Annotated in this window: 2 protein-coding genes; both read right to left on the minus strand. The window is 34.1% G+C overall.

Annotated features, from left to right (window positions below; genetic code table 11):
- The coding region (locus MM239_RS20550) for a hypothetical protein (RefSeq protein ID WP_241350207.1) at positions 1-2,950 on the minus strand (2,950 nt) is incomplete at its 3' end.
- An 11-nt stretch (positions 2,951-2,961) separates the two neighbouring features.
- Positions 2,962-4,158 (minus strand): hypothetical protein, encoded by a 1,197-nt coding sequence (locus MM239_RS20555; RefSeq protein ID WP_241350208.1) that lies wholly within the window; start codon positions 4,156-4,158, stop codon positions 2,962-2,964.
- Between the last annotated feature and the right edge of the window lie 288 nt (positions 4,159-4,446).

A 4,446-nucleotide genomic window follows, 5' to 3' on the forward strand; every position in this document is an offset into this window, starting at 1 on the left:
AGGTCATTGTCGCTGTTACAACATATAAACCACTATTTGGGTAAGAAATATTAACCGATTGTCGATTGTCGTTATAAACAACTCCATTACCCATATTCCAACTAATCGTATGTGTACCTCCAGTTGGTAACACCACATCAGCAATAGAAAAAGTAATTTGCTGATTTATCAAAGCCTGGCTCCTTGTAGAATTCAAAGCGAAATTTGCTGTTTCGTTTTTATAGTGATACCTGTTCCTTTCAATGATGTTATTGTCTTGATCTCTTACAATCCTCAACCTATTGTTATAATCATATTCATACCTTGTAAGGATATTGTTCGGATCCTTTTTCATTGATACTCCAACTAAAGGTATATAAGATGTTGAATCAGAAAATGCGGAAGTAGTCCCAGGATTAACTGTTTTACTCCCAATTAATGTCCCATTGTGTACATAAGAAACTTGTACTTCAACACCATCCCTCCCTCTTGATTTCGTCAAAAGCCCGTTAGATGAGTTATAGGTAAGGTATTCTTGAGATAGCTTGTAATTACTAGGTCTTATGAATTGTCCCTGATTGTCACAAGTTGTGGTAGGAATAGTGGTTGCCGTTAACTTTTCTGATATCCATGTTGAGGCTGGTACCACGATGGATGTTCCCGGCAAGATTTGATACTGTGTATAATTCCCAGATAACAGAATTCTTGGTCCATTAGATACTTTTTGGATCCAAGTAATTGATTCTACCAATGCATTGTGAACATGTTTTGATCTTAGAAGCGAGATGGCATTGACAACAGGGTCAGAAACAGTATTATTTTGACAATTGTAATATTGATTATAACATTGATCAGCACACCAGGCATCCCAATTACAGTTTACCATACAATCATCATACTGCTGTTGGCAATATTGCATATTCGAAGAGTAATCTTGATTTGTCACATACTTGTATTGTGTATAGACTTTTTCATTGCTGTTTAAAGAATTATATGAAATTTGCTGAACTAGCTGGTAAGTAATTGGATCATAAACATAATCTTCAACTTGAGTAATTTTTCTTGAATTTGAAGGATCTGTTTTATCGAAAATATTGGTAGTTTTTTTTGTTAAGCTGAAAGATTGAGACACCATGCTATAGTTTACCGATACTTCTTTAGCCTGTCCACTACAAGTACCTTTGTTTTGAATATTTGAGGTCTTTGTAGCTACTACAGTTTTCCTAGGAGAAAGATTAAAGTTGTACTGAAATATTTCTTCTTTTAGTTTTTTACCATTTAAATCTACCATTAACACTGACTTAGGATTACCTCTTTTCCAAAAATATGAAGTTACAGAGCTGAAAGGAGGTCCATAATTACTTTCAGAACTATTATTTAAATCTGGATACTCATCATAGTTGGTGAATGTATAGATAACTTTACCTTTTCCAGATATTACCTCCTCAACCCTAGAGTAACCGATGTGCGTACCATTAATATCAACAATATCATTGTAGGCATGAGAAAACTTTTCGGTATATCGTGAATTTCCATTACTCGAAAGAGTAACTCCAAAAACTGGTGACCTAAACCTTAACCCACTGGACTCAGTAGAATTTTCTTTTATATAATTGTAGACTGTACTTTGACTAAAAGTTTCAGCTATTCTTATAATTTGACTAATTCTATTACCAGATATAGCTTGTGATTGACCACTTAGAAACCCAACGTGACCTTGGTAGTAGTACCTAGTAACCGCTCCGCTTCTTTCAATAATTTCTGAGAGGACATTTGCCTGACTTGCAAAGCCATTTGGATTACGAGTAGCACCTCCACCTGGAACATTGACCAATGCAGGTATCCAGTTAGTAGTAAAACTACTGTTAAACAACCCATTATAATCAATTTGTGGAGAGTTCCTTGCAGGAAGTTGATAATCATAATAATAATTAAATGAATATAAAGGCTGATTAGAAAGATCGAATATCGATTCTAGTTTTAATCTTTTACACAATTGAGTACTACATCCAGGCGTCTGAAAGTAGCCATATTTAAAACTAATTTTTGAGACCTGTTGACCCAGAATATTAGTGACCCGTACATTTGCTAAAGATTTACCTCCCGTGATATCATCTCTGGAATTATTCCAAGTGAAAATGATTTTACCACCTGATGTACTAATTTCTGAAATGTATTTTGAGCTAATTGTGTTAGTAACACTTTCATTAACCAATGGCAGGTTTTGACTCTTGCAGTAATCATATCCCTGGGTGTAATAATAGTTTACATATGAATAGCTTCCACTCACGTAAGAAATGTTTATCTCATCAGTGCCGTTAGCAGATATTACCTTATCCAAATACCAAGTAGATACATAATTAATGCTAGAAGGAACAAGATTTGGTTTTGCATTTGTATTTTCTCTACTTGAAAGTGTAGACCCAAAAATATACTTGACACCATTCTCGTCTACAATTTCCCATTTCCCTGTATTCGTTCCACAAATTGCAGGTCTAATAATAAGATCTTGAAAAGGAAAGGTTGCGGGGATACCATTGGCATCTAGTACGAACTTTCCTGACCTGCCTCCAAATGAAAAAATAAACAAATCAGGTTCTTTATCAGACTTATTCGGAGTACAAAACCCACCATTATGATCGTCAGGTACTCCTCTAACAACTCTAGTTATCATCCCTCCAGCAATTAAATTCCAACCCAACCCCTCTGATGATGCAATATCCTGAACCCGATGCCCGGAAGAGTTGTAACTCAAGGATACAGATGAAGATAATTCTCTTCCACTGATTTCAGCAATTGGAACACTAATATTAGCAGTCCCAGTATAATGGCTTACTCCGGTGTTGACCAATCTAATCATTGACATTGCGTCTGAAGATGGTGTCAAAAATCCTTGTCCAAATGATTCTGAAAGACTAAAACCGTAAACCAGAATTAAGCACACGATCTTTAAATGTAAATTTTTATTCATATGTTTTATGGTTAAAATTTCCTGTAAATAAGTATCAATCTCCCACCTAAAGTGAATTGATTTAACTCAAATTCGTGAGTCTGAAAATATGCTATAGATCTCATTTTTAAATTTTTAAATAGCATAGCATTTGTTCCAATCCCTAATTCATATTTATTTCCTTGATTGTCCCTATCTGGTTTTATTTTAGAATTCATTAAACCCAAATACCTCGCCTCAACAAAGAATACCTTATTCAATCTATGATTTAACCAAAGGCTATAATTTTGAAAAAAGGACGTTTCACTGGACTGAAAATTATGGATGTGAAATCCGCTACCAACTAAAAAGTTTCTATTAATTGCATATCCTAATTGCAAAGAAGGTTGAATCCTTGATAATTTACCTCTCTCAAAACTGCCTCCAAGTCCAAACTCAATCCTATGCGAAAATTTATAGCTTTTAAGACTATTTTTTTTCTCTGTACCTTTCCATAAGTCCCTTGAGTCTTCAACTTTGGAGTATTTTTGTTTTTGCTTTGACAGCTCATCATAATTTACTTTCTCGCCTATTTTTTTTGCTAGGCCTTTATCTTGAAGAGTTTTTAAAGATATTTGATCTTGTGGAATTGTTTGAACCCCATTATTAGCATCAATTAAATCACTTAATTTCCCTTCTAGCTGCTCCATCTGAAATAATTCAGGCAGCATTTCCTTCATCTGCTGTTGGAAATCAAGATCAGCAGCATCTAACTTTTCAAACAGGACTTTGTAATCATAAGCTGTATGGATATCATTGAGATTTGAGGGAATTAAATCATCTTGATTAATCCCCATGTTTTGTTCGATTCCGTCACTTAGGTTCGATGCTTGCTCTTGTATTAATTGTTGTTGATCTTCTAAATGTGACTTAACTACCGCATTGATGCTATCCTTATGTTGGGCATAAAAGGTACTGTCAGAAAGCAGCTTTTTCAGCTCTTTTGACTTTTCATTTATGCTGTAAAAATCTGATTTGAGTTTTTCAAGATCTTTTACCTCTTGAAGTGATTGGATGTTTTTAACTGGTGAGCTCGAAAGGTTTGGCGAAAACACAGCTTTGTTAAACACTGGTATTACGCTTTTGCCTTGGGCTTTACATTCGGCTATACTGCCCCAAATCATGACCAAAAAAAACAAGATCCATGTGATTTGGGACTTTTTAAGAATAAAAGAGTCAATCAGCTCCATAATTGTTGATGTTTAAAATAACCGTATAATCAGTAGCTACTGGATCACCCAACATCAACAAACATTAGCCAGGCAAAACAATGATTTATTATCGATTGATTTGACAAACTATTAATTGGATCAAATAGATATTTCGCAAATATTAATAATTAAGTGTATTTAAAAAATACCTAGTTCTAGGTATTTTATTGTTCAGGAAAAATTCCTAACTAGCTGAATTTTATAGATCTAAACAAGAAAATTTTCAAATACAAATTATTGAATTTAGAACCATTAATAGATCATTTC

Origin of the sequence: Belliella filtrata, assembly GCF_022549775.1 — a bacterium.
Lineage (GTDB): Bacteria > Bacteroidota > Bacteroidia > Cytophagales > Cyclobacteriaceae > Belliella > Belliella filtrata.

Coding starts and splice junctions, on each gene's coding strand:
- MM239_RS20555 (WP_241350208.1), bottom strand. CDS start 4,158: ATGGAGCTGATTGACTCTTTTATTCTTAAAAAGTCCCAAATCACATGG.